This is a genomic window from Lentzea fradiae (assembly GCF_900100955.1).
Taxonomy (GTDB): domain Bacteria; phylum Actinomycetota; class Actinomycetes; order Mycobacteriales; family Pseudonocardiaceae; genus Lentzea; species Lentzea fradiae.
Map to the genome: position 1 here is coordinate 366,455 of NZ_FNCC01000007.1, position 24,800 is coordinate 391,254.

Genomic DNA, 24,800 nt, shown 5'->3' on the forward strand with positions numbered 1-24,800 from the left:
TGCCCTCACCGAGGTGTGTGCTTCGACCCGGATCCAGTGCCGCGACCTCCACGGCACAGGTCGACCTCGTCGGGCAACCTAATCGCTGGCGTGTCCCGGCGATTGCCCCCGAAAGTATGGATTTTCCGCGGGCTCTTGCCGGTTATGGGCTCATTGTGAATGACGATGACCCCCGGGAAGGGGACTTTGCCGTCCCCTTCCCGGTATGTCCGTGACTATCCGAAGTCGACACTGCGCACGGTGCGCGCACCCACGGAGGCACCGATCGGGTCGAGGACCTGCGTGTCCACCGGGCGGTCCACCCGCAGCACCATGACGGCGTCGTCGCCGGTCTGGCTGATCTGCGCGGCCTCGATGTTCACACCGGCCTCGCCGAGCAGCGTGCCGACGGTGCCCATGACGCCCGGCCGGTCCGGGTACTCCAGCAGCAGCACGGTTCCCTCGGCCCTCAGGTCGAAGTTGCGGCCGTTGATGTTCACCAGCTTCTCGACCTGCGCGATGCCGCTGACCGTGCCCGACACGCTGTTCGTCGTGCCGTCGGCCGCCACCGCCCTGACCGTGACGAGGCTGCGGTGGTTCGGGCTCTCGGTCTCCTTGACCACCTCGACGCTCACCCCGAGGTCCTCGGCGAGCTGCGGCGCGTTGACGAACGTCACCTGCGACTCGACGACCTTCGAGAAGACACCGCGCAGCGCGGCCAGCGGCAGCACCGCCACGTCCTCATTGGACAGCTCGCCGCGCACCTCGACCGTGACGCTGGTCGGCGCCTTCGGCGACAGCGCGCTGAGGACGGTGCCGAGCTTCTGCACCAGCGGCAGGTACGGCCGCACCTCCTCGCCGACCGCGCCACCCTGGACGTTGACGGCGTCCGGCACGAACTCACCGGCGAGCGCGAGCGCGACGCTCTTCGCGACGTCCGTGCCCGCGCGGTCCTGCGCCTCGGCCGTGGAAGCGCCGAGGTGCGGGGTCACGACGATGCCCGGCACGTTGAACAGCGGGCTCTCCGTCGTCGGCTCCGTGGAGAACACGTCGACACCGGCACCGCCGACCTGGCCCTCCTTCACCGCCTCGGCGAGCGCCTCCTCGTCGATGAGGCCACCGCGGGCCGCGTTGACGATGATGACGCCCCGCTTCGCCTTCGCCAGCTGCTCGGCGCCGATGAGACCCTTCGTCTCCGGCGTCTTCGGCAGGTGGATCGAGATGGCGTCGGAGCGCTCGAGCAGCTCCTCCAGGCTCACGAGCTCGATGCCGAGCTGCGCGGCCCGAGCGGCCGAGACGTAGGGGTCGTAGGCGATCAGGTTCACGCCGAACGCGGCGATCCGCTGCGCGAACAGCTGACCGATCTTGCCCAGACCCACGACACCGACGGTCTTGCCGTTCAGCTCGACACCGTTGAACTTGGAGCGCTTCCACTCGTGGTTCTGCAGCGTCTCGTGCGCGGCCGGGATCTGCCGGGCCACCGCGAGCAGCAACGCGACGGCGTGCTCCGCGGCGCTCACGATGTTCGACGTCGGCGCGTTGACGACCATCACGCCGTTCTGCGTGGCGGCCGGGACCTCGACGTTGTCCAGGCCGACACCCGCGCGGGCGACGACCTTGAGCTTGCGGGTGGCGGCGAACACCTCGGCGTTGACCTGGGTGGCGGACCTGACGAGCAGGGCGTCCGCGTCCTGGACGGCCTCGAGGAGAGCCGCTCGGTCGGTTCCGTCTACGTGGCGCACCTCGACGCCGTCGCCGAGAGCGTCCAGGACGGACGGTGCGAGCTTCTCGGCGATGAGGACAACGGGTCGGCTCGTGTTGGTCACGGACATCGCTCCCAGGAAGGGTCGGATCGTGGGGCGCGGGCGTGGTCGGGGGCGGCTGTCCCGCGCCGACCGGAGCACCGCAATGTGTCCGGACTGTTAACGAGCATAGTCAGGAGGCTTGCCGGGGGTTCTGGGCGGGTGGCTCAGGTCACTCTTCGCATCCTGCGGGATGGGACAGGTGCGGGAGTGGAGGGCAGGTTGGAGCGGGGTGGAGGAGATGGCCGAGCCGGTCACCAGGGCTCGTCGAACTCGCCGTCCTTCGCGCCCAGCACGAACGCGTCCCACTCCGCCATCGTGAAGGTCAGGACGGGTTCGAGCTGCTTGGAGTTGCGCATCGCCACGTAGGTGGCGCCGTCGGTGTGCTCGATGAAGGCGATTTCGACGTGGCCGTCTTCCGGTTCGGGCTCCGGAGGGCGCTTCCACTGCGCGTTGCGCAGATCCAGCTTGCCGCGCACGTGGGCCTTGTCGTCGTAGATCGGCGCGCTTTCGGTCATGCCCAGAAGTTAGCGGATGAACGCCGACGAAAAACGGAAAGGCCCGCGGAGCGTCACACTCGCTCCACGGGCCTCCCAGGGGGAAAGCCTCGAATACCCGGAGGTCAGGCCGTCTCGGTGATGGGGCGGTCGACCCACGACATCATGTCGCGGAGCTTCTTGCCCGTTGCCTCGATCGGGTGGTTCTCGCCCTCCTGCTGGAGCTTGCGGTAGTTCGCGCGGCCGTTGTCGTCCTCGGCCACCCACTCGTTGGCGAAGGTGCCGTCCTGGATCTCGCCCAGGATCTTCTTCATCTCCTCCTTCACCGCGGGGGTGATGACGCGCGGGCCGCGGGTCAGGTCGCCGAACTCGGCGGTGTCGGAGATCGAGTAGCGCATGCGGGCGATGCCGCCCTCGTACATGAGGTCGACGATCAGCTTCAGCTCGTGCAGGCACTCGAAGTAGGCGACCTCGGGGGCGTAGCCCGCCTCGGTGAGGACCTCGAAGCCCGCCTGGACGAGCGCGGAGGCGCCGCCGCAGAGGACCGCCTGCTCGCCGAAGAGGTCGGTCTCGGTCTCTTCCTTGAACGTGGTCTTGATGACGCCGGCGCGGGTGCCGCCGATGCCCTTCGCGTAGGACAGGGCGAGGGCCTGGGCGTTGCCGGAGGCGTCCTGCTCCACGGCGATGAGCGCGGGGACGCCCTTGCCGTCGGCGAACTGGCGGCGGACCAGGTGACCGGGGCCCTTCGGGGCGACCATCGCGACGTCCACACCGGACGGTGCGGTGATCAGGCCGTAGCGGATGTTGAAGCCGTGGCCGAAGAAGAGCGCGTCGCCCTCCTTCAGGTTCGCGGCGATCTCGTTCGCGTAGATGTGGCGCTGCGCGGTGTCGGGCGCCAGGATCATGATCACGTCGGCCCACTCGGAGACCTCGGACGGCGTGCCGACCTCCAGGCCCTCCTCCTCGGCCTTGGCGCGGGACTTGGAGCCCTCCTGCAGACCGATGCGGACCTCGACGCCGGAGTCGCGCAGCGACAGGGCGTGGGCGTGGCCCTGGCTGCCGTAGCCGATCACGGCCACCTTGCGGCTCTGGATGATGCTCAGGTCGGCATCGTCGTCGTAGAAGATCTCGACGCTCACAGTGTTTCCTTCTTTCTAGTACTAACGAACCGCGGTGGCGGTGATGGAACGAGCGCCACGGCCGATGGCGACCATGCCGGACTGGACGATCTCGCGGAGCCCGTAGGGCTCCAGCATGCGCAGCAGGGCGTCGAGCTTCTCGGACGTGCCCGTCGCCTCGATGGTGACGGCCTCGGGCGAGACGTCGACGACCTTCGCGCGGAAGAGCTGGACGGTCTCGAGGACCTGCGACCGCACCGTCGCGTCCGCACGAACCTTAATCAACACCAGCTGACGCTGGACGGAGGCGGTCGGCTCCAGCTCGACGATCTTGATGACGTTGATGAGCTTGTTGAGCTGCTTGGTCACCTGCTCCAGCGGCAGCTCGTCGACCGACACGACGATGGTCATGCGGGAGATGTCGGGGTACTCGGTGCGGCCGACCGCGAGCGACTCGATGTTGAAGCCGCGGCGGGAGAACAGGCCGGCGACGCGTGCGAGCACACCGGGCTTGTCCTCGACCAAAACGCTCAGCGTGTGCCTGGTCATCTCAGATGTCCTCGTCGTTGCGGTCCTCGGTTGCCCTGGCCGGGCAAGCGCTGTTCGGCATCAGATGTCCTCGTCGAACAGGGGGCGGATGCCGCGTGCGGCCATGATCTCGGAGTTGCCGGTGCCCGCCGCGACCATCGGCCACACCTGGGCGTCCTTGCCGACGACGAAGTCGACGACGACGGGGCGGTCGTTGATCTCCAGCGCCTTGCCGATCACGTCGTCCACCTCCTCGCGCGACTCCGCCCGCAGGCCGGCGCAGCCGAGAGCCTCCGCCAGGAGCTTGAAGTCTGGGATGCGGTGCTTGTGCGTGCCCAGATCCGTGTTGGAGTACCGCTCGCCGTAGAACAGGGTCTGCCACTGGCGGACCATGCCCAGGTTGCCGTTGTTGATCACGGCGATCTTCACCGGCAGGCCCTCGATGGCACAGGTGGCGAGCTCCTGGTTGGTCATCTGGAAGCAGCCGTCGCCGTCGATGGCCCACACCGTGCGGCCGGGCTCACCGGCCTTGATGCCCATCGCGGCGGGGACGGCGAAGCCCATCGTGCCGAGGCCGCCGGAGTTGATCCACGTGCGCGGGTGCTCGTACTTCACGAACTGCGCCGCCCACATCTGGTGCTGGCCGACGCCCGCGGTGTAGATCGTGTCGGACGGGGACAGCTGCCCGATGCGCTCGATGACGTACTGCGGCGACAGCGTGCCGTCGTCCGGCCAGTTGTAGCCGAGCGGGAACGTCTCGCGGATCGAGTCGAGCGTCTCCCACCACGGCGCGAGGTCGACGGCCTTGGCCGTCTCGCGCTCGGCGCGCACGGCGTCGATCAGCTCGGTGATGATCTCCTTGCAGTCGCCCACGATCGGGACGTCCGCGCGGCGGTTCTTGGAGATCTCGGCCGGGTCGATGTCGGCGTGGATGACCTGCGCGTCCGGGGCGAACGACGAGAGCTGGCCGGTGACGCGGTCGTCGAAGCGGGCGCCCAGCGCGACCAGCAGGTCCGCCTTCTGCATCGCCGCGACGGCCGCGACGGTGCCGTGCATGCCGGGCATGCCCAAGTGCTGGCGGTGCGAGTCGGGGAACGCGCCGCGCGCCATCAGCGTCGTGACGACCGGGATGTTCGTCTCCTCGGCCAGGCGCAGCAGCTCGGCGTGGGCGTCCGCCTTGATGACGCCGCCGCCCACGTACAGGACGGGCTTGCGGGCGTTGACGATCAGCTTGGCGGCTTCGCGCACCTGCTTGCCGTGCGGCCGGGTCGTCGGCCGGTAACCGGGCAGGCGCATCTCGGGCGGCCACGAGAAGCTGGTCTGCTCCTGCAGCACGTCCTTGGGGATGTCGACGAGGACAGGGCCGGGTCGGCCGGTCGCCGCGATGTGGAACGCCTCCGCGATCGCCCGCGGGATCTCCGCGGCGTCGGTCACGAGGACGTTGTGCTTGGTGATCGGCATCGTGATGCCGCAGATGTCCGCCTCCTGGAAGGCGTCCGTGCCGATCAGCGGCCGCGACTGCTGGCCGGTGATCGCGACGACGGGCACGGAGTCCATGTTCGCGTCCGCGAGCGGGGTGACGAGGTTGGTCGCACCCGGCCCCGAGGTCGCCATGCAGACCCCGACCTTGCCGGTGGCCTGCGCGTATCCGGTCGCCGCGTGTCCAGCGCCCTGCTCGTGGCGGACGAGGATGTGCCGGACCTTCGTGGAGTCCAGCAGCGGGTCGTAGGCGGGGAGGATCGTCCCCCCTGGAATGCCGAACACCACTTCGCAGCCGACGGCCTCGAGCGACCGCACAAGCGACTGAGCACCGGTTACACGGATCGGAGCGCCCGTGGGCGGGGCCGGTTTCGGCCGCGGGCCTGGACGTGGCGACGTGGGCTCGGAAGCCTGTCGCGATGGTGCGCTGGTCATCTCATTGCCTCGTGGGTATCGGGGTCCGGACACGAAAAAACCCTCGACAACCCGGGGACGGGTCGTGCGAGGGTCGCGCGTCGACGCAGGCTGTTCGGCTCAGGCGTCGACGCGCCTGAGAAGTACGAGAACGAGCGTGCGCTGCATGAAGCGGACGTTATCCCCTCGCGCAAGAGTGCGTCAACTCTGCGAGACGGAATTCTCGGATCGTGGACGTGGAACAATCCTTCGAGTGAAGAAGCTGGTCTTTCGCATCCCGGCAACAGCCCTGCTCGCAGCGGGTCTGATCATCATCTGCGTCACGCCTGTGGCGTGGGCCGCACCGGGGCTGCAAGCGCTCTACCTCGTGCCGCTGGGCTACGCCTACTGGGTCCTGCGCAACCGCACGACGGTCACCGAGGAGGAGATCGTCGCCCGCGGCGTCTTCGGCTCCACGACCCTGAAGTGGGACGAGGTGAAGTCCATCAAGCTCGCCCACAAGGGGTGGCTCAAGGCGGTGAAGACCGACGACTCGCTGGTGACGCTGCCGGCGGTGCGGTTCATGCACCTCCCGGCGTTGTCGCTGGTCAGCGGCGGGCGGGTGCCCGACCCGACGGTCCGCGACGACGAGCAGGAGCCGGCCGGCGAGCCCGCGCAGGACAAGGCGGACGAGGTCGTAGAGTCGGAGAAGTGACCGGACGAGTTCCGACGCTGAGCCTGCTGCTTTCGATCGCGGGCTTGCTGACCTCGGCTTATCTGACCTACACGCACTTCGACGCCGGTGCGCTCGTGTGCTCGGCCGACTCCGTCATCGACTGCGAGAAGGTCACCACGAGCGAGCAGTCGGAGCTCCTCGGTGTTCCCGTCGCGTTCCTAGGGCTCGCGTTCTTCGCCTTCCTCACCGTGATCTGCCTCCCGTTCGCGTGGCGGGTCGACGCGCTGAGGTGGGTGCGGCTGGGGGCCGTCGGCATCGGCGTGCTGATGGTGGTCTACCTGGTCGCCGCCGAGCTGCTGATCATCGGCAAGATCTGCCTGTGGTGCACCGTTGTGCACGTCATCACCCTCGCCCTGGCCTATCTGCTGGTCTCGGCGGGTCTGCGCACAAGTAACCTTTGAGGCACCGCTCCCAGACTGGTGGACGCCTCACCCCCGCGTCCCGCGCGCACTCTTGCTGAACTGAACCTGGAGGAGCAGTGCCTCAGCTCCGCTCTCGCACCACCACGCACGGCCGCAACGCAGCCGGTGCCCGCGCCCTCTGGCGCGCGACCGGCATGACGGACAGCGACTTCGGCAAGCCGATCATCGCGATCGCCAACTCCTACACGCAGTTCGTGCCCGGCCACGTGCACCTGCGCGACCTCGGCGACATCGTGGCCGAGGCGGTGCGCGAGGCGGGTGGCGTGCCGCGCGAGTTCCACACCATCGCGGTCGACGACGGCATCGCCATGGGCCACAGCGGGATGCTCTACTCGCTGCCCAGCCGCGAGATCATCGCCGACTCCGTCGAGTACATGGTCAACGCGCACCAGGCCGACGCGATCGTCTGCATCTCGAACTGCGACAAGATCACCCCCGGCATGCTGAACGCGGCGATGCGGCTCAACATCCCCGTCGTGTTCGTGTCCGGCGGGCCGATGGAGGCCGGCAAGGCCGTCGTCGTCGAGGGCGTCGCCGTCGCGCCGACCGACCTCATCACCGCGATCTCCGCGTCCGCGTCCCCCGCCGTGAACGACGAGGGGCTGTCGGAGGTCGAGCGCTCCGCGTGCCCGACGTGCGGCTCGTGCTCCGGCATGTTCACCGCGAACTCCATGAACTGCCTCACCGAGGCGCTGGGCCTCTCGCTGCCGGGCAACGGCTCGACGCTCGCCACCCACGCCGCCCGCCGCGAGCTGTTCTCCGAGGCCGGCCGCGTGGTCGTGGAGCTGTGCAGGCGCTGGTACGGCGAGGACGACGAGTCGGCGTTGCCGCGCTCGATCGCGAACCGCGCGGCGTTCGAGAACGCGATGGCCCTCGACATGGCGATGGGCGGTTCGACGAACACGGTGCTGCACATCCTCGCCGCCGCGCAGGAGGGCGAGATCGACTTCACGTTGCAGGACATCGACGACCTGTCCCGCCGCGTGCCGTGCCTGTCCAAGGTGTCGCCGAACTCCGACTACCACATGGAGGACGTGCACCGGGCGGGTGGAATCCCGGCGCTGCTGGGTGAGCTGGACCGGGCCGGTCTGCTGAACCGCGACGTGACGTCCGTGCACACGCCGACGCTCACCGAGTGGCTCGCGAAGTGGGATATCCGCGCGGAGAACCCGTCGCCGGAAGCGATCGAGCTGTTCCACGCGGCGCCCGGCGGTGTGCGGACCACGGAGGCGTTCTCGACGTCGAACCGCTGGTCCTCTTTGGACACCGACGCCGCGGGTGGCTGCATCCGCGACTTCGAGCACGCCTACACCCGCGACGGCGGCCTGGCCGTGCTGCGCGGCAACCTGGCCGAGCGCGGCGCGATCATCAAGGCCGCGGGCATCGACGAGGAGCTGTGGCACTTCGAGGGCCCGGCGCGCGTCGTCGAGTCCCAGGAGCAGGCTGTCTCGGTGATCCTCAACAAGGAGATCCAGGCGGGCGAGGTCCTGGTCGTGCGCTACGAGGGGCCCGCGGGCGGTCCCGGCATGCAGGAGATGCTGCACCCGACGGCGTTCCTCAAGGGCTCCGGCCTGGGCAAGAAGTGCGCGCTGATCACCGACGGCCGGTTCTCCGGCGGCTCGTCGGGCCTGTCGATCGGCCATATCTCGCCGGAGGCGGCGGGCGGCGGCACGATCGGCCTGGTCGAGAACGGTGACCGAATCCTGATCGACGTGCACGAGCGCCGCCTGGAGCTGCTGGTGGACGACGAGGTGCTGGCCGAGCGCCGCGCCAAGATGGAGGCGTCCGAGCGGCCGTGGCAGCCGGTGGACCGCGTCCGCCCCGTCACGGCGGCACTGCGCGCCTACGCGCGCATGGCCACCGACGCCTCAACGGGCGCCGTCCGCGACCCAAGCCGCTAGCCAGCTCGCACGCGGGGCCCCTTCGTACTGTGTCGTAGTACGAAAGGCCCCCGCGTGCGCGGCGGAGACACGAAAGGGGCTCGCGTTGGGGTCTCGGGGTGTCATATGACGAGCGACAGCGCCAGGCAGGCGCCGAAGACGAGCCAGCCCGTCAGCGGACCGCTGACGGGCTGGCTCGTCCTCTTGACCAGCACACCGGCGACCACCAGGCCCGCGAGCAGGCCGAGCGGCGGCAGCAGCGACCTCGCCGTCAGCCCGAACGGGAACGCGACGAGGTACACGACCGGGACCCCGACCACCAGCAGGGCGAGCTGCAACGCCGCACCCGTCACGTTCGACCGCACGGAGAACGTTCTTACCGGAAGACGAAGTAGGTGACGGCCGCGGCACCCGCGCCGATCACCAAAGCGATGAAACCGGCCGCGACCGGGTGGCGGAACCAGCTGCGGTTGTAGTCGAGCGCGGCCCGGCCGGGACCGGCGAACAGCGCCGCGAACGCCATGCCCGCGAGAGCCAGCTCCAGCTCGACGCCGTTGGGGCCGAAGAAGCCACCCTTGTACTGCAACGCGATGACGTTGGCCATCACGGCGAGCAGGCCCGCCGCGGCGAGCGGCGTGAACAGGCCCAGCACCAGCAGCGAGCCACCCGCCAGCTCGGTGATGCCGGTGACCCAGGCGAGGACGACGGACTCGCGGTAGCCCATCTTCTCCAGCGACTGCGCGAAGCCGTTGATGCCGGGTCCGCCGAAGAGGCCGAAGACCTTCTGCAGGCCGTGCAGCACGAAGATGCCGCCCAGCACCGCGCGCAGGCCGAGCAGGCCGATGTCGGGACCGGCGGTCCAGCCGAACTTCTTGCGGTCGTCGTCGAACGGGTCTTCGTACGGCGCCGCCGCGTCCTCAGTGGACTTGCCGAGCGCCGTGTACCCGGTGTTGTCGAACGCCTTCGTCGTCGAGTCGTACGGCTGAGCGGTGGTCCCACCGACTCTGTCGATGCCGTCGTCGAAGTGGTGCACTCCCCCTCCGCTGCTCGAGTAGAACGAGTCGTCGGAGAAAGCGCTCGAGGTGGTCGAGCCTTGGTCGTGAGTAGCCACGCCCGCACGCTAGTGAGGCTCGCGCGGGCGCGCGACATCCGAACGGCAGCCCGGTTTCACCCGGACGGACTAATAAGTCCCGGTGACCAGATTCCGCGGGCGTTCCCCCGCGGCGTACCGGGCGACCTCGGCCGCCACCACCGCGTAGGCGCGCCGCGTGTGTCCCGTGCAGCTGCCCGCCACGTGCGGCGTGAGGAACAGGCCCGGCGCCGTCCACAGTGGATGGTCTGCGGGCAGCGGTTCGGGATCGGTCACGTCCAGGGCCGCGCGCAGCCGCCCGGAGGTCAGCTCGGCGACCAGTGCGTCGGTGTCGACGACGGGACCGCGTGCGCCGTTGACCAGGATCGCGCCGTCCTTCATCGCCGCCAGGAACTTCGCGTCGACCAGGTGCCTGGTCTCGTCGGTCATCGGCGTGAAGACCACCACCGCGTCGAACCGCGGCAGCAGCTCGGGCAGCTCGTCCACGCCGTGCACGCCCTCGCGGGCCGTGCGGCCGACCATCGTGGCGGTGGCGTCGAACGATTCCAGGCGGCGGCGCAGCTGCTCGCCGAGGTCGCCGGCGCCGACGATCAGGACCTTCTTGTCCTGCAACGTGTCCGTGAGGTGGTAGTCCCAACGGCCTTCGGCGCGAGCACGTTCGAAGACGAAGAAGTCTCGATAGATGGCCAGCAACGCGCCGATGGCCCACTCCGCGGTGCTGCCGCCGTGCGCGCCGCGGCACGTGGACAGCAGCACGCCCTCCGGCATCCGGCCGATGAAGTTCTCCGCGCCCGCGCTCAGCAGCTGCACCAGCTTGAGGTTCGGCAGCTGCGCGAACACATCGCGCGGGTCGGTCCCGGCGAGGAACCTCGGCACCAGCACCTCGGCGTCCGCCGCCTCCGCCGGCAACGGTTGCCCCGGCGTGTAGTGGACCGGCCGGACACCGTCCACCTGGGACAGCGCCTGAACTCCTACTTCGTCTGGCACGAGCACGGTGAGCGTCACGGGTAGAACGTACGTCAGAATGTCGGGCATGCGGGAACGCGACGTCATCGGCTGGGACGGCACGAAGATCCGGGCGTGGCAGACCGAGGGCGAGGGCGCGCCCGTGCTGTTGTGCCCCGGCGTGGGGTCCGGACCGGAGTCGTGGCCGTCGCTCACCGACCGGGGTGGCCTGCTCAGCTGGTACATGCGCGGCACGATGGGCTCGGACCGGCCGGTCGACGAACGCAACATCTCCCTGGAAGACCACGTGTCGGACGCGATCGCCGTGCTGGACGAGGCGGGCGTCGAGCGGTGCGTGGTCATGGGCTGGTCGATGGGCGTCACGATCGCCGCCGAGCTCGCGCTGCGCCACCCGGACCGGGTCGCGGGCCTGCTGCTGGTCGCGGGCGCGCCGGGCGACTCGTTCGACGCCATGCTGCCGCTGGTCCCGAGGCCGCTGCGCAGGATCGTCGGGCTGACCGGCGCGAAGCTGCTGCGGCAGGCCGGTCCGGTGCTCGACGAGGTGCTGCACCGCGTCCCGGTGACCGACGCGACGACGTTCCTGCTGCGGCACAGCGGGGTCATCAAGCCCAGCAGCGACCCGAAGGCCGTGGGGGAAGCAGTGGGCCGGTTCCTGCAGCACGACTGGCGCTGGTACTTCACGCTGGCCCTCGCACTGGGTGAGACGCCGCGACAGGACCTCTCCCCGATCGTGTGCCCCGTCACACTTCTCGCGGGGCGCGACGACGTGCTGGCGACGACGGACAGCATGTCCGTCCCGGTCGCCGGGCTGCCGCAGGCCCGGCTGCGGGTCCTGCCGTGCAGCCACTACCTGCCGCTGGAGGCACCCGAGGTGGTCGCGGCGGAGCTGGACCTGCTGCTCGACCGGGTGCGGTCGGTCGAGTTCGCCACGGCCGAGGCGTTCACCCCGGGTTCACGGTCGCGCACCTAGCCTGGAGGCGTGGTTCGTTCCGTTGCGTTGCTGACCGCCGCCTGTCTGCTGGCAGGGGGCTGCGCGAGCTTTCCCGACGAACCGACGCCCACGCAGTGGAGCGCGCAACCGCAGCTGACCCCGCAGGCGGGCCCCAAGCCGGAGCTGCCGGGCGAGTACCGGACGGCACCCGGTGAGCCGGGCCGCGGCCAGCCGCCGCAGAGCGTGCCGCCGCCGCAGGGCTGCAAGGACTTCAACCCGGCCGTGATCGCCACGTGCCTGAACACGGTCACGGGCGTGGCCCCGATCGGTGCGGACTCGCAGGGCGGCGTCTCCGCCTACGCGACGGAACGCGGCGGGCGCCTGCTCAAGGTCACCAAGGACGTCGACCCGGTCGTGGTCGCGCAGATCGAGACCGACACGTCCTCCGACGGCGGCCTCACCGGCCTCGCGCTGTCCGCGACGTTCGCGGAGGACCAGCTCGTGTACGTGTACGTGACGACCGCGACGGACAACCGGGTGCTGCGGATCGCGCCGGGCGACACGCCCAAGCCGATCCTCACCGGCATCCCGAAGGGCCCGACCGGCAACCGCGGCGTGCTCGTGAGCGACCGCAAGGGCGCGCTGCTCGTCGCCACCGGTGACGCGGGCAACCCCGCGCTGGCCGCCGACCCGGCCTCGCTGGCGGGCAAGGTGCTGCGGATCGACGGCTCCGGCCAGCCCGCGCAGGGCAACCCGACGGCGGGCTCCGCGGTCTTCTCGTCCGGGCTGACGCTGCCCGGCGGCCTGTGCGTCTCCGCGGACGCCCAGAAGATCTGGGTGACCGACTGGACCGCGAACGCGGACGTCGTCTACCGCGTCGTGCCGGGCAAGCTCGGCGAGGTCGCGTGGAACTGGCCGGACAAGCCGGGCGTGATGGGCTGCGCGTCGTACGCGGACGCGCTGACGGTCTCCACGGCGAAGATGCCCGGCCTGCAGACGCTGTCGATGAACGAGACCGGCGCGTTCACCGGCAAGCCCGAGGTCATCATGGCCGAGGACGGCTTCGGCCGGATCGGCCCGATGGACATGCTCAACGACTCGGCGTCGCTGGTCGGCACGGTCAACAAGGCGGGCGGCCAGCCCGTGTCGTCGGACGACCGCGTCGTGATCATCGTGCGGCCGAACAACGGTGGCGGCACCAAGGACTGAGCACGCCTCCGGAATCACTGTCCGTAACGACACGCTCCACTCGCGACTCTCTCTCGCGTTTCTCGTCGGACACGCGGGAGCCCTTCGTTTCCCTGACGGACACGCGGGGTCCCCGCGTGCAGTAGCCACGTCACGCACAGGCGTCGGTGTCCGCTGATTGGGTGGCGCGCGAGTGAGTGACGGCGAAGGCGAGCAGGGCATCTGGTGGAGTTCATGCGGACCGGCTGGGGGAGGCGGCACCAAGGACTGAGGCCGTCCGGGGAGGCTTTCCCGGCCTCCCCAGACGCCCCGTCAGCGCGTGCCCGCCCAGAAGAGAGCCCGCGCGACCTGCGCGTACAGGCCCTTCGGGTGGTCGCGGAACATCGGTTCGGTGCCGAAGAGCACCACCTTCGCGCCGGTGGCCGCCGTTCCGGACACGACAGCGGCCTGACCGGCCGCGGCGTCCTGGCCACCCGTTCCGTCCTCGCGTGCGCGCCAGTGGCCCGCGGCGAGCACCGTGCCGCCGTAGCGCTGTTCGACCGCCACCCCCGCGCCGAGGTCCGTGAACCACAGCGGCGAGTACACGAACGAGTGAGGCAGCGCGCCCGTGCCGACCGGGCCGGTGCCGTTGACGACGTTCACCACGCCGTTGGCGCTCTCCCAGCCCGCGACCGGCGTGGCCCGCAACAGCCGGGCGTCGGTGTTGAACCTGCTGCCCGTGGCACCGCGGGTGACCACGCCGCCGCGCCGGAGGAAGTCGTCGAGCGCCGCCTTGGCCGTGGCGTTGAGCTGGCTGTGGTTCAGGCCGGCGCCCACGTACAGCACGTCGACCCGTGACCAGTCGAAGCCCGCGTTCAGCACCGCCGCCGAGATCGTGCGGACGTCGAACCCGGACTCCCGCAGCACCTGCAGCTCGTCCGCCGACACCGCGGCCGCGACCGTCATGCGCTGCAACGCGACCCCGCCCGGCTTGGCGGTCGTGAACCGCACGCCGTAGCGGTCCGCGACCTCCTTCGCGGCAGCCCTGTCACGGGCGGGCACGACGACCGTGCCGTCGTCCTGCCTGCGCAGCTCGAGACCCCTGTTGAGCAGGTCGTTGACCGCGCTGACGTCCTTCTGGTCGGTCAGCGCGAGCGCGAGGTCCGCACCGGGCGCGGCACCGACGTGCCCGGTCGGCGCGGCGGCGGTGACGGGCTTGCCGTCGAACCGGAGCTGACCTCGCTGGTGCACGTCGACCGAGGCGCCCCACAGCAGCCGGTGGCTCCAGCCGGAGATGTCGTACATGACCGGCGCCTTGTCCGAGATGTCGCTGCCCTGCTCCAGCATCACGTTCGCGAGCCCGCGCTTCGGCTGGTGCATGTCCACGACGTACGACCCGGCCTGGTACCGCTTGCCGCCCAGCGTGAACGGCCGCTGCGCCCGTTCGACCCGCACGTCGTGCCGGACGAGCTGGTCGACGAGCCTGGCCGCGGCGGGCGCCGACCGGTCGTCCGTGATCACGTACGCGCGCGGGAACTCCGTGGAGAACCGGTCCTCCGGCCCGAAGCCCGGCACGAACCCGTCGGGGATGAACCGCTGCGCCTCCCCCGCCGCACCGCGCCGGAACATCTCCGTCTGGTTGGCGATCAGGCTGCGCCGGTTGTCGTCCACGTAGTCGAGCGTGGTCCTGATGGTCGCCTCGACGACGTCGGTGTTGATCCGCGACCGCCGCCGCAGCTCCTCCACCGGCTGCGACTCGTAGTCACCGCGGTTGACCCGCAGCGGGATCTCGATCGTGTAAGAGACAGCACCGTGGTACATCGCGTACTGCGCGGTGTAGATCGGCGCCCACCCGTCCCACTCGCCGACCGGGTAGTCGCGGAACGGGATCTCCGGTTTCGCCGCCTCCGGGTGCCCGAGCGCCTGCACCGCCTTCTCCATCAGCAGGGCGTTGGCGTAGCCGTGCTTGATGTAGAGGTCGAAGTCGTAGTTCTGCCCGTGCGGCGGCGTGGTCGGCTCGATCAGCGTGTTGGGCACGTACCCGTGCTGGTCCAGCATCATCACCGGCTGCGTGCGCTCGACGATGTCCTGCATCGCCCGGTTCTCCGGCTGCGAGCTCGTGACGAAGTCGCGGTTGAGGTCGAACCCGGCCGCGTTGGCCCGAGTGCCGGCGACCCGCCCGTCCGGGTTGGCCGTGAGGTTGAAGTAGATCCTGCTGCGCCGCAACAACTCCCGCGTCTCGCGGTCGTTGCTCGTGGCGAGGTGCTCGATGACCCGCAACGAGCCGTCCGTGCCCTCCCACTCGTCGCCGTGGATGTTGTTGTTGATCCAGATCGGCGCCTTGTAGAGCCCTTCGGGGACGGTGCGCCCTTCTTCGATCGAGGCGCGGAACCGTTCCTGGACCCTCGTCTCCGCCGGGCTCTCGGGCGCGGTCAGCGTGACCAGGTAGAGGTCACGCCCCAGCCCCGACTGCCCGACGACCTCCACGCTGACCCTGTCGCTCCTCTGCTGCAACGCGTTCAGCTTCGGCGCCAGCGAGTGGTACGGAGCCAGCCCCAGCTTGGCCGACTTGTCCGCGGGGTTGTCCGGGTAGGTCCGCAGCTTCGTCCGGCGCGGATAACCCTGATGCCGGTCCGCCTGGTTCTCACCCTGGGACTGGACCTGCCGCGCTTGGAAAGCGCTGTCCAGGGTGGCGGTCTCGTTGCGCTCGGGCCCGTTGCCCGGCTCCCGGTTCACACCGGGCGAAGTGGGTTGCGCCGATGCGTGGACAGGCGCCACCACCAGCGCGGCGGCAGCCAGGACAACAGCAAGCAGAGGTCTGCGCATGCGATCGTTTGTCGCACAACGGCCCGCGCATCGACTAGAGCCGATAGGCGGGCCGTTGCATCCCCTCGGTCAGCACCGAGCCTGGCACAGCCGTGAGAGAAGTTCACCAACCACTGTCTCCCCGGGGACACTGCCCAACGCTGACCAGGCAGTTCACCCGCCGCAACCACTCGAACGGGCTAGCCGGACCCCAGACAGAGGAACGGCCTTCGGAACGGGTCCTTCGCCATCGCCTCGGCCAGCGCCACCGCCGGAGCCGCCCCCGCCACCAACGCCCGGTGGTAGTCGGCCATCGCCGCCGCACTCGCCTCGTCGCCGACCTTGCTGGCGGCGGCGACCACCGTGCGGGTGCCTCCGGCGAGCATGGCCCCCGCGAACCCGAGCGCCTCGTCGCCGGGCCGGATGCGGTTGAGGGCCAGCTCGCAGGCCGCCAGGACCACGTGGGCCGGCGGCTTGCGGAGACGGCCCAGCTCGTGGGCGAAGAGGGCGCCGTCGAACAGTTCGAGCCGCGAGAACAGGGCGTTCTCGGTCTCGTGCTCGCCGTGGGCGGCGATGTGGACGAGGTCGGCGCCGTCGAGGTGCGTCAGGACCTCGGCGGCGGTGGCGGACTCGCCCGTCAGCACCGTCGCGTTCTCGTGGTGGATGGCCAGCCGGTCGACCTCGCCCTGCCCGAACAGCAGTCCGGGACCCCGCACCACCAGCACCCGCTCGGTCTTCGGCACGCCGGTCTGAGCCGCGGCGAGCCACGCGGTGGCCGAGGGCGCGGTGACCACGGGCCGCCCGTGCAGGCTGGGCAGCACGCCCCAGGGCACCGCGTACAGCGACCCGGTCGGCACCATGACCAGGTCGCGGTCGCCGATGAGCTGCCTGAGCGGCTTGACCAGCAGAGCGTCGAGGCGATCGGCCTGCTTCTGCGCCGACGCCCCGATGACCTGCACCAGCGGCGCCGGCAGGTGGTCGGGCGCGAGCGCGTTGAGGTCGAAGTGGAGCTTCTGGGCGCTCTCCAGCGCTTCCGCGGCATCGCCGAGCCGGACCATCCGCACACGGCCACCCGCGATCACCACGGCCACCATGTCGCCCTCGGAGGTGGCGAAGCTGACCATCGCCCGCTCGCCGAGCTCCGCGACCACCTCGGTGATCGTGGCGACGGGTCGCGGCTTGCCCCACCGCTGGGAGTTCCACCCCAGCCGGTTCGCTTCCCGCTGCGCTTTCGCCAGACGGTCACGCAGGTCCCCCGTCGGCCTGCCGTCGAGACCGGCGCGCATCAGCTCACGACTGAGACCTCGAACCTCGGTGATGCGCGCGGCGACCTCGGTGTTGTCGACGTGTTCCAGCGGCTCGTACCGGTAGGTCTGCGCTCGCGTGCGCTCGAGCCACCTGAACAGCCGCCGCGCGTCGTTGCCCTCCAGCACGAGACGCGTGGCGAGCTCGCCCAGTTCACGGCCGTGCACCGCGGTCGCCGACACCAGCTCCAGCCCGCCGAGTTGGTCCCGCACGTGGCCCAGTTCCTCGAGCCCGAGCCGGGCGTGGAGCAACGCCGCCCGCCGGTTTCCCTTCGCCACCGCGAGCTCGGAGAGCACGAGGCGTCGCTGCATCCGGTGGTCGATCGGGGTGACGGTCCGCGGCCCCGGCAGCCGACGCAGGAGTTCCTCCGCGGCGGCCAGCCTGCCCCTGCGCAGTTCGAGCCGGACCGCGAGCAGGCGGGCGAAACGGGACTCGTCCACCAACCGGTTGGCGGCGAGCTCGTCGGACAACCCCAAAGCCTTCTGCACCAACGACTCGGTCACCCGGTTGGTCTGCAACGCACGCCGTCCGTGCGCCCAGAGCTCGATGAGGGCGGCCATCATCCACCAGGTGCTGCCCCGCTTCTCGAGCTTGCGCTGGGACGCTCTGGCCATGCGCCGGGCCAGGTCGAGCTCGCCGTCGAGCAACGCCGCGGACGCGCGGAACATCTCGACCTCGGCGATCTCCTGGCCGAACTTCTCCCTGCGCATCACGGGAAGTGCCTCGTCCAGGTGCTTACCGGCCTCATCGGACAGGCCGATCATGAGCATGGCCTCCGCCTGGTCCATCTGCATCCTGGCCAGTGGCGCCGCCTGTTCGTCGGCCCTGAAGATGTGCTCGGCTTCCTCGTAACGACGCAGCGCCTCAGCGAGGTCCCCGCACTGCTTGTGGACATTGCCGAGAGCGTGAATCGCGTACGGGTAGCTCTGCTTCAAGTCGTACTTGTGCGCGACCGCAATCGCGCGCTCCAGATCGGCAACAGCCGGCTCTTGCTTGCGCACGGCGCCGTTCGCGTACGCGCGATTGATCAATCCGAAGACCAGCCGCAGCGGGAACTTGTCGCCACCGTCTGCTCTCTCCATGGCACGGTCGACGAACGACACGTATCGGGTGAACCACACGATCGCCTGTTCGGGCTGGCCGGTGCGCATAACCACGACGCCCTGGCTGAGATCGATGGCCGCGCTCAGCTCAGCACACAGGTCCAGGTCGCTCAACGTCGCGATTTCGCGGCGTGCGACCTCGAAGACCTCGATCGCGCTGTCCCGGCCGCTGGTCTCCGCCAGACATGTACCGAGAACACCGAGCACCCGGACGCGGACTTCCGTCCGTTCCGGGATGTCGTCAGCGCGGGCGGCGACCACGAGGCCCCGCTTGAGCAGTCGGATGGCTGCCGGGAAGCGAAATCTCGCTTGCTCGGCGAGGCCCCTCTGATACAACTCGCGCGCCCTGTCCAGAGCACGAGCAGGCACGTGATCATCACACCACATGCGTCCGTGCTCCGCTGTCCGCCAACCAGGCACACGCCTGGTCGGCGGACAGGGCACGCACTGTTATCAGGGCTTGTAGTTCTTGCAGGTCGATTCGTGCAAGAAGACGGGGCCTTCGCCGTTGCCCACGACAGGAGGGATCGGCGTGCCGCCGCAACACTGCGGGGTCAGCGGCGGGTCTTCCCGCTTGGGGTCCTGCTTGGGCTCGTTGTCCGTGATCAGGTCCTTGACCTTGTCCAGGATGTCGCCCAGAAAGCCTTCGCGCTGCGTGGTCATGAGGTTTCCCCCCTCGTTTGGACTAGTACATTCCATCCCCCCAGATGGATGCGAGAAGAGAGTCGCACACACGGCTACACGCATGCGTCTGATTTAGCTAACAGCCACTCAAACGGACTAAGATCACTAACCGCCACCTGCACAAATAGGTGACTCCTTGTGATATTTGCGGCAAATATGTATCCACGAGCAGCAATCGCGCACGCACGCGGTGTCAGTGCTCGAACCGGCCCGCCTTGACGGCGCTCACGAACGCGCGCCACGAGGCCGAGCCGAACGCGAACGCGGTCCCGGCGGGGTCCTTGGAGTCACGGACACCGACGTCACCGGAGAACCGCACCTCGACGCAGTTCGGGTTCGCGCCGCTGGTGTAGGTGCTCTTGAACCATCCGGTCACAGCTCCTCCATCAGGTTGCGGATGAACGATTCGCTGGCGGCTTCGGACATCGCGAGGCCCCAGACGCACTCGAACGCGCGAGTCAGCGTCGCGGTGACGCCCTCGTCATCGTAGTAAGCGATGCCCAGCATCAAGGACTCCGAGTAGCCGATCACCGGCGCGCGGCCGTCGAACCCGAACAGCGTGAGGTTGCATCCCCGCAAAGGATTCCGCTCCACCTGGCGTCCAAGAACCCGGATGGCGAGACGAGGCCGATCCGCCATCAGAGCCAGCAGGTGGGCCAACTGTTCTCGAACCACCCCCGGCCGCCCGAAGCCGACGCGGAGCGAGTCCTCGGGGAGCACGACACGAAGCGCGTACTGGTCCACTCCGCCCAGAATCGCGGACTGCCGATCACGACGGAACTCGATGCGTTCCTCGCGGCTCGTGGTCCAGAGAACGCCTTCGCTGTCGTCCAGCACCGCCGCCATGTAGCCGGGTGCCTGAAGCAGACCGGGAACATAGGCGGAGTCGTACAGATCGATCGTGCTCGCACTGGACTCCAGGTCGGCGAACCGCTCGAAGCCGTTCGGAAGGCGGTCCACGTACGCCTTGCGGTCACGGCGCCGTCGACGAGCCTCCGCGCCCAGAGCGAGAGTCGTCCGGCGCTCTTCGCCGGAGACCTTGTAGAGGTCGAGCAACTTGCCGAGGTTCTCGACGCTGACGGTTCCCGTTCCCTCTTCGAGTTCGGTGATCCGGTGCCGCGACAGGCCGATCACCTCGGAGGCCGCCTGCTGGGTCACTCCGACCGCGTCGCGCAGTCTGCGCAGGGCCAGTCCCAGCTGCCGCCGCTCCAGCGTCTGTCGCGCCTTGGCCACTTCGCGAACTCCTCACCCGTTCAGGGAAATGCGCTTAGGTAAGCGCGTGGCTACTATTCCACCACACGCTTACCTAAGGGGATTGATCATGGCGCTCTTCGACCAGTCGGTATCGGTCGAGTCCTGGATCGAGATGACCGGCGACGTGGAGGTGCGGTGCGAGGTCGACCGGCTCAACGAGAAGGCGACGCTGTACTTCGGGCACCGCGACGAGTACGTCATGGTCATCTGCCGCGACGGCCTCGGCAAGGTCGCTTCCCTGGCGGCTCGGGCGGTGCGGGAGCTGGACGCCGAACCGGCGCCCAGCTCCTGAACAGCACCTACGAGCAGCGAGCGAGCACGATCTCGCGCACGCGCGCGGCGTCGGCCTGGCCCTTGGTGGCCTTCATGACCGCGCCGACGATGGCGCCGGCCGCCTGGACCTTGCCGTCGCGGATCTTCTGCGCCACGTCCGGCTGGGCCGCGAGGGCCTCGTCGACGGCCTTCTCCAGGGCCGAGTCGTCCGAGACGACCTTGAGGCCGCGCTTCTCGACGACCTCGTCCGGGGAGCCTTCGCCCTCCAGGACACCGTTGACGGCCTCACGGGCCAGCTTGTTGGTCAGGGCGCCCGAGTTGACCAGCTCGATGACTCGCGCGACCTCGGCCGGCGTGATGGCGAGGCCGGACAGCTCCACGCCGCGGGTGTTCGCCTGCTGGGCCAGGTACGACACCCACCACGAGCGGGCCTCGTCCGGCTTCGCGCCGGCGACGACGGTCGCCTCGATGAGGTCGAGGGCGCCCGCGTTGACCAGGTCGCGCAGGACCTCGTCGGTGAGGTTCCAGTCCTTCTGGATGCGCGCGCGGCGCTCCCAGGGGAGCTCGGGGAGGGTTCCGCGCAGCTCCTCGACCCACTCGCGCGACGGCGCGATCGGGACCAGGTCGGGCTCCGGGAAGTAGCGGTAGTCCTCCGCCGTCTCCTTCTTGCGGCCCGGCGAGGTGGTTCCGGACGACTCGTCGAAGTGACGGGTCTCCTGGGTCACCTCTCCGCCCGAGGCGAGCACCGCGGCCTGGCGGGTCATCTCGAAGCGGACGGCGCGTTCGACGCTGCGCAGCGAGTTGACGTTCTTGGTCTCGGTGCGGGTGCCCAGCTCGCCGGTGGTCTTCGGCGACAGGGAGACGTTCGCGTCGCAGCGCAGCGAGCCCTGGTCCATGCGGACGTCGGACACGTCGAGCGCCTTGAGCAGGTCGCGCAGGGCCGTGACGTAGGCGCGGGCGACCTCGGGGGCGCGGCGTCCGGTGCCCGGGATCATCTTCGTGACGATCTCGATCAGCGGCACGCCGGCGCGGTTGTAGTCGAGCAGCGAGTGCTCGGCGCCGTGGATGCGACCGGTGGCGCCGCCGACGTGCAGCGACTTGCCGGTGTCCTCCTCCATGTGCGCGCGCTCGATCTCGACGCGGATGACCTCGCCGTCGTCCAGCGTCACGTCGAGCCAGCCGTTGAAGGCGATCGGCTCGTCGTACTGCGACGTCTGGAAGTTCTTCGGCATGTCCGGGTAGAAGTAGTTCTTCCGGGCGAACCGGCACCACTCGGCGATCTCGCAGTTCAGCGCGAGGCCGATGCGGATCGCGGACTCGACGGCCTTGCCGTTCACGACCGGCAGCGAGCCCGGCAGGCCCAGGCACGTCGGGCACGTGTTGGTGTTCGGCTCGCCGCCGAAGGCGTTGGCGCAGCCGCAGAACATCTTCGTGTTGGTGTGCAGCTCGACGTGCACCTCGAGGCCCAGGACGGGGTCGTACTTCTCGATGACCTCGTCGTAGTCCATCAGCTCAACCAGGGAGGTCATGCCAACTCGTCCTTCCGCAGGGCACGGACGGCCAGGGCCGCACCGGTGATCGCCACGGCGATGCTCGCGATCGCGTTCGCCAGGGCCAGCTTGTCGTTCTTCGCCCGTGCGGCCTTGAAGCCGGAGAACGCGCCCGCGGCGCCCGCTACCGCACCGGCGAGGCCGAGGAGGCCCCTTGCCTTCTTGATGTTCACAGTGACGCACCCCCGAACGCACCGCGCGCGGCCTCGTACGCCGCGGCGACGCGGTACATGCGGTGGTCCTGCAACGCCGGGGCCATGATCTGCAGGCCGACCGGGAGACCGTCCTCATCGGACAGACCGCTCGGCACGCTCATGGCGGGCGTGCCCGCGAGGTTCGCGGGGATGGTGCACAGGTCGGCCTTGTACATGGCCATCGGGTCGTCCGCGCGCTCGCCGATCTTGAACGCCGTGGTGGGCGTGGTCGGCGAGATGAGCACGTCGAACGTCGCGAACGCCTTCTGGAAGTCCCGCGTGATGAGCGTGCGGACCTTCTGGGCCGAGCCGTAGTACGCGTCGTAGTAGCCGGACGACAGCGCGTACGTGCCGATCATGATGCGGCGCTTGACCTCCGGGCCGAAACCGGCCTCGCGGGTCAGCGACATGACCTCCTCGGTGCTGCGCGTGCCGTCATCGCCGACGCGCAGGCCGTAGCGCATGGCGTCGAACCGGGCGAGGTTCGACGAGCACTCGCTCGGCGCGATGAGGTAGTAGGCGGGCAGCGCGTAGTCGAAGCTCGGGCACGACACGTCCGCGATCTCCGCGCCCAGCTCCTTGAGCTGCGACACGGCCGCCTGGAAGCTGCGCAGCACGCCCGGCTGGTAGCCCTCGCCCTGGAACTGGGTGACGACGCCGATCCGGACACCGGACAGGTCGCCGGTCAGGCCCTCGCGGGCGGCGGCGACGACCGGCGGGACCGGCTCGTTGATCGAGGTGGAGTCCATCTCGTCGTAACCCGCGATGACCTCGTGCAGCAGCGCGGCGTCGAGCACCGTGCGCGCGCACGGACCGGCCTGGTCGAGCGAGCTGGAGAACGCGACGAGGCCGTAGCGGGACACGCCGCCGTAGGTGGGCTTCACGCCGACGGTGCCGGTGACGGCGCCGGGCTGGCGGATGGAGCCGCCGGTGTCGGTGCCGATCGCGAGCGGGGCCTGGAGAGCGGCGAGCGCGGCGGACGAGCCACCGCCGGAGCCGCCGGGGATGCGGTCGAGGTCCCACGGGTTGTGCGTGGGGCCGTAGGCGGAGTTCTCGGTGGACGAGCCCATGGCGAACTCGTCCATGTTCGTCTTGCCGAGGATGACGACGCCGGCTTCCTTGAGCTTGCGCGTCACCGTCGCGTCGTAGGGCGGCAGCCAGCCCTCGAGGATCTTCGAGCCGACGGTGGTCGGCACGCCCTCGGTGGTCATGACGTCCTTGAGCGCCAGCGGGACACCCGCCAGCGGGGACACGGTCTCACCGGCCTTGACGGCCTCGTCGACCTTGCGGGCCTGCGCGAGCGCGCCCTCGGCGTCGACGTGCAGGAAGGCGTGGACCTTCCCGTCGGTCTCGGCGATGCGGTCGAGGTGGGCCTGCGTGACCTCGACCGACGAGACCTCGCCGCTGTGGATCTTCGCGGCGAGCTCGGCCGCGGTGGCGTGGATCAGGTCGTTGGTCATGCTTCCTCACCCAGGATGCGGGGCACGCGGAACCGGCCGTCCTCGGCCTCAGGAGCGCCGGAGAGCGCCTGCTGCTGACCGAGGCTCGGACGGACCACGTCCTCGCGGAAGACGTTGGTCAGCGGAACGGCGTGCGACGTCGGCGGGATGTCGGCCGTGGCGATGTCGCCGACGGTGGCCACCGACTGGAGGATCACGTCGAGCTGGCCGGCGAACAAGTCGAGCTCGTCCTCGGTGACGGCCAGCCTGGCGAGCTTCGCCAGGTGCGCGACCTCGTCGCGGGAGATGCTGGGCACTCCTGTCAACCCCCGTAGGGTCGGGATACGAATCGGGAACCCCGTGAGTCTATGGGCTGGTCAGGCGCGCCTTCGAACCGGTTGCCGCCTCCGAAGCTGAGCGGCACGTCAACTTAACCGTTCCGCAACGCGGACAGCGGGTCATGCGATGACGATGCGTCTGCGAGAATCACCGACCGGCAACGGCGCGAGACGCGGGGTCTCACGCACGAGCTATGGAGGCGTTCACCTTGTCGTTCCTGATCCGGGTCCAGCTCCCGGACCGTCCCGGCACCCTCGGCGCGGTCGCAACGGCTTTGGGCGAGATCGGGGCGGACATACTCAGCGTGGACGTGGTGGAGCGCGGCTCGGGGCTCGCGATCGACGACCTCGTGGTGGAGCTGCCGTCCGGCCGCCTGCCCGACACGCTGATCACCGCGGCCGAGTCCGTCGAGGGCGTCGAGGTCGACGCGGTGCGCCCGTACGCGGGCATCCTCGACACCCACCGCGAGCTGGAGCTGGTCGAGGAGATCGCCGAGGAGCCCCGCAAGGGCCTGGAGGTCTTCACCGAGGGCGTCCCGAAGATCATCCGGGCGGGCTGGGCCGTCGTCGTGGGTCCCGAGGGCACCGGCATCAACCGCCTGACGGCGTCCTCCGCGGCGCCGGAGACCCGCATGGCCGACGTGCCGTGGTTCCCGCTGGAGCGCGCGACCGTGCTCGACGGCGAGGACGAGTGGGTCCCGGAGACGTGGCGCGAGCTGGGCACCGAGCTGGCGGCGACGCCGCTGGGCAAGCCGGACCGCGTGCTCGTCGTCGGCCGCCCCGGTGGCCCGATGTTCCGCGCGGCCGAGGTGGCCCGCCTGGCGCACCTGGCCGGGATCGTCGCCGTGGTGCTGCCCGACTGACCCC

The 24,800-nt window shown here is 69.7% G+C and carries 24 protein-coding genes; 7 read left to right on the forward strand and 17 right to left on the reverse strand.

Translation table 11 applies throughout. The annotated features are described in order from the left end of the window. Positions 1–215: 215 nt before the first annotated feature. The 5 genes from serA to BLT23_RS18920 form a co-directional block, all read right to left on the reverse strand. Positions 216–1,805, reverse strand: coding sequence for a phosphoglycerate dehydrogenase (gene serA, locus BLT23_RS18900; protein WP_090051217.1), 1,590 nt, complete (start codon positions 1,803–1,805; stop codon positions 216–218). A 230-nt stretch (positions 1,806–2,035) separates the two neighbouring features. After that, a complete protein-coding gene (locus BLT23_RS18905; RefSeq protein WP_090051086.1) occupies positions 2,036–2,299 on the reverse strand; it encodes a DUF397 domain-containing protein in 264 nt (87 codons plus the stop codon). Positions 2,300–2,403: 104 nt separating this feature from the next. Next, entirely contained in the window at positions 2,404–3,417 is a 1,014-nt protein-coding gene (ilvC, locus tag BLT23_RS18910; protein WP_090051087.1) for a ketol-acid reductoisomerase, read from the reverse strand. A 21-nt stretch (positions 3,418–3,438) separates the two neighbouring features. After that, positions 3,439–3,945 (reverse strand): acetolactate synthase small subunit, encoded by a 507-nt coding sequence (ilvN, locus tag BLT23_RS18915; RefSeq protein ID WP_030467896.1) that lies wholly within the window; start codon positions 3,943–3,945, stop codon positions 3,439–3,441. 60 nt (positions 3,946–4,005) lie between these two features. Continuing rightward, positions 4,006–5,838: an acetolactate synthase large subunit gene (locus BLT23_RS18920; protein ID WP_090051088.1), complete on the reverse strand. Its 1,833-nt coding sequence runs from the start codon at positions 5,836–5,838 to the stop codon at positions 4,006–4,008. Positions 5,839–6,070: 232 nt separating this feature from the next. Here BLT23_RS18920 and BLT23_RS18925 point away from each other — a divergent pair, with 232 nt between their 5' ends. The 3 genes from BLT23_RS18925 to ilvD all read left to right on the forward strand — a co-directional run bounded on the left by BLT23_RS18925 (position 6,071) and on the right by ilvD (position 8,855). Beyond that, positions 6,071–6,511 carry a PH domain-containing protein gene (locus BLT23_RS18925; RefSeq protein WP_176946813.1) on the forward strand — a complete coding sequence of 147 codons (441 nt, stop codon included), beginning with the start codon at positions 6,071–6,073 and terminating at the stop codon, positions 6,509–6,511. Further along, entirely contained in the window at positions 6,508–6,933 is a 426-nt protein-coding gene (locus tag BLT23_RS18930; protein WP_090051090.1) for a vitamin K epoxide reductase family protein, read from the forward strand. Before BLT23_RS18925 ends, BLT23_RS18930 begins: the two co-directional genes overlap by 4 nt. Positions 6,934–7,010: 77 nt before the next feature. Then, the gene (gene ilvD / locus BLT23_RS18935; RefSeq protein WP_090051091.1) at positions 7,011–8,855 is read left to right on the forward strand and encodes a dihydroxy-acid dehydratase; all 1,845 of its coding nucleotides are present in this window, start codon (positions 7,011–7,013) and stop codon (positions 8,853–8,855) included. 101 nt (positions 8,856–8,956) lie between these two features. On the opposite strand, the gene BLT23_RS18940 is transcribed toward ilvD, so the two are convergent. The 3 genes from BLT23_RS18940 to BLT23_RS18950 form a co-directional block, all read right to left on the reverse strand. After that, complete coding sequence (locus tag BLT23_RS18940) at positions 8,957–9,199, reverse strand: hypothetical protein (RefSeq protein ID WP_090051092.1); 243 nt, start codon at positions 9,197–9,199, stop codon at positions 8,957–8,959. A gap of 11 nt (positions 9,200–9,210) precedes the next feature. Beyond that, complete coding sequence (locus BLT23_RS18945; protein WP_090051093.1) at positions 9,211–9,945, reverse strand: DoxX family protein; 735 nt, start codon at positions 9,943–9,945, stop codon at positions 9,211–9,213. A 69-nt stretch (positions 9,946–10,014) separates the two neighbouring features. Next, on the reverse strand, positions 10,015–10,959 hold the full coding sequence (locus tag BLT23_RS18950; protein WP_090051094.1) for a 2-hydroxyacid dehydrogenase: 945 nt from the start codon (positions 10,957–10,959) through the stop codon (positions 10,015–10,017). Between BLT23_RS18950 and BLT23_RS18955 the strand changes: the two genes are divergently transcribed. Both BLT23_RS18955 and BLT23_RS18960 read left to right on the forward strand, forming a co-directional pair. Beyond that, positions 10,958–11,860 (forward strand): alpha/beta fold hydrolase, encoded by a 903-nt coding sequence (locus BLT23_RS18955; protein WP_090051218.1) that lies wholly within the window; start codon positions 10,958–10,960, stop codon positions 11,858–11,860. The genes BLT23_RS18950 and BLT23_RS18955 overlap by 2 nt on opposite strands. Before the next feature lie 9 nt (positions 11,861–11,869). Next, positions 11,870–13,030, forward strand: a complete 1,161-nt coding sequence (locus BLT23_RS18960) for a PQQ-dependent sugar dehydrogenase (protein ID WP_245744029.1) — start codon at positions 11,870–11,872, stop codon at positions 13,028–13,030. A gap of 291 nt (positions 13,031–13,321) precedes the next feature. Here BLT23_RS18960 and BLT23_RS18965 read toward each other — a convergent pair whose 3' ends face one another. From BLT23_RS18965 to BLT23_RS18985, 5 genes are all read right to left on the reverse strand, one after another. Next, a complete protein-coding gene (locus BLT23_RS18965; RefSeq protein WP_090051096.1) occupies positions 13,322–15,814 on the reverse strand; it encodes a M14 family zinc carboxypeptidase in 2,493 nt (830 codons plus the stop codon). A 179-nt stretch (positions 15,815–15,993) separates the two neighbouring features. Then, entirely contained in the window at positions 15,994–18,462 is a 2,469-nt protein-coding gene (locus tag BLT23_RS18970) for a CHAT domain-containing protein (protein WP_245744030.1), read from the reverse strand. A gap of 192 nt (positions 18,463–18,654) precedes the next feature. Next, entirely contained in the window at positions 18,655–18,864 is a 210-nt protein-coding gene (locus BLT23_RS18975) for a hypothetical protein (protein ID WP_090051098.1), read from the reverse strand. A 214-nt stretch (positions 18,865–19,078) separates the two neighbouring features. Next, positions 19,079–19,261, reverse strand: coding sequence for a DUF397 domain-containing protein (locus BLT23_RS18980; RefSeq protein ID WP_218133791.1), 183 nt, complete (start codon positions 19,259–19,261; stop codon positions 19,079–19,081). Then, the gene (locus tag BLT23_RS18985; protein WP_090051099.1) at positions 19,258–20,118 is read right to left on the reverse strand and encodes a helix-turn-helix domain-containing protein; all 861 of its coding nucleotides are present in this window, start codon (positions 20,116–20,118) and stop codon (positions 19,258–19,260) included. Before BLT23_RS18985 ends, BLT23_RS18980 begins: the two co-directional genes overlap by 4 nt. A gap of 88 nt (positions 20,119–20,206) precedes the next feature. Between BLT23_RS18985 and BLT23_RS18990 the strand changes: the two genes are divergently transcribed. Continuing rightward, the gene (locus BLT23_RS18990) at positions 20,207–20,431 is read left to right on the forward strand and encodes a hypothetical protein (RefSeq protein ID WP_090051100.1); all 225 of its coding nucleotides are present in this window, start codon (positions 20,207–20,209) and stop codon (positions 20,429–20,431) included. Positions 20,432–20,438: 7 nt separating this feature from the next. Here the strand turns inward: BLT23_RS18990 and gatB are convergent, their stop codons facing one another. Genes gatB through gatC form a run of 4 tightly spaced genes read right to left on the reverse strand, consistent with a single transcriptional unit; the run spans position 20,439 to position 23,912 of the window. After that, positions 20,439–21,941, reverse strand: coding sequence for an Asp-tRNA(Asn)/Glu-tRNA(Gln) amidotransferase subunit GatB (gene gatB, locus BLT23_RS18995; RefSeq protein WP_090051101.1), 1,503 nt, complete (start codon positions 21,939–21,941; stop codon positions 20,439–20,441). Further along, a complete protein-coding gene (locus BLT23_RS19000; protein ID WP_342713677.1) occupies positions 21,938–22,135 on the reverse strand; it encodes a hypothetical protein in 198 nt (65 codons plus the stop codon). The genes gatB and BLT23_RS19000 overlap by 4 nt, the downstream gene beginning before the upstream one ends. Next, complete coding sequence (gatA, locus tag BLT23_RS19005) at positions 22,132–23,616, reverse strand: Asp-tRNA(Asn)/Glu-tRNA(Gln) amidotransferase subunit GatA (RefSeq protein WP_090051102.1); 1,485 nt, start codon at positions 23,614–23,616, stop codon at positions 22,132–22,134. Before gatA ends, BLT23_RS19000 begins: the two co-directional genes overlap by 4 nt. Then, positions 23,613–23,912 carry an Asp-tRNA(Asn)/Glu-tRNA(Gln) amidotransferase subunit GatC gene (gatC, locus tag BLT23_RS19010; protein ID WP_086660690.1) on the reverse strand — a complete coding sequence of 100 codons (300 nt, stop codon included), beginning with the start codon at positions 23,910–23,912 and terminating at the stop codon, positions 23,613–23,615. The genes gatA and gatC overlap by 4 nt, the downstream gene beginning before the upstream one ends. Positions 23,913–24,142: 230 nt before the next feature. Here gatC and BLT23_RS19015 point away from each other — a divergent pair, with 230 nt between their 5' ends. Then, positions 24,143–24,796 (forward strand): ACT domain-containing protein, encoded by a 654-nt coding sequence (locus BLT23_RS19015; protein WP_176946826.1) that lies wholly within the window; start codon positions 24,143–24,145, stop codon positions 24,794–24,796. Positions 24,797–24,800 lie beyond the last annotated feature (4 nt).